1 protein-coding gene is annotated in these 770 nt (G+C 58.3%); it reads right to left on the reverse strand.

What is annotated here, in order from left to right:
- Positions 1 to 69: 69 nt before the first annotated feature.
- Positions 70 to 702, reverse strand: a complete 633-nt coding sequence (locus KKC1_RS14290; protein ID WP_088555094.1) for a PIG-L deacetylase family protein — start codon at positions 700 to 702, stop codon at positions 70 to 72.
- Positions 703 to 770 lie beyond the last annotated feature (68 nt).

Below are 770 nucleotides of genomic sequence, written 5' to 3' on the forward strand. Positions count from 1 at the left end.
CCGGGCCCCCGGGTGCCCCCACCGCGGTGACCAGCACGGTTATATCCTTCACTCCGCGCACCCGCCTTTCTAAAGTACCCACCGGAGCACTTCAAAGGCCTCCGCCAGTTCCACCCCTGCCTGAACCCCCCGCATCCGGGCCAGGGAGCGGACGAAATCTTCCGCAAAGTAGGGACGGTGCTGCTGGGTTTTATAGCGCCGGAGAGCGGCTATCTTGCGCTCCAGGTGGGACTTCTTGAGGGAAACAAAGCAACCGGGATGAAAGCCAGCCTGGTTCCACGGTGCTTCGTAACCGAGGAGGGAAATATGGCGGAATGCCCTCCTTCCTTCAGCGTTGACCACCGCGTGGTCCTGGTGGGTATCACCGGAAGCGGGAAGGAAAACCAGATCGGGCTGGAGGAAATTCCGCAGACGGACCATGTCCTCCAGTATCTCCTGCCGGTACTTACCAAACTGCCTGACCGGATATTTCAATACCTTAACGCGGTTTTGAAGGATCCCTAATGTCCCCGTGGCCAGCAAGACTTCCTTCCGCAGGGCGTCGCGGGAAAACTCCCGCGGGACAGATTCTTCCGCCGCCGAAAAGGCCACGTAATATACTTCCCTGCCTTCGGCGCACAGCCGCGCGATGGTGCCGCCGCAGCCCAGTTCCCCGTCATCCGTATGGGGAGCCAGGATCAACACTCGCCGTATGGGTTTCATGTTTCTCACCCTATTTGGAATCTCTAGAGTATGTTATGCCCGGTACCGGCAAAATGACAAAAAAAAAA

The organism is Calderihabitans maritimus (assembly GCF_002207765.1).
GTDB classification, from domain to species: Bacteria; Bacillota; KKC1; order Calderihabitantales; family Calderihabitantaceae; genus Calderihabitans; species Calderihabitans maritimus.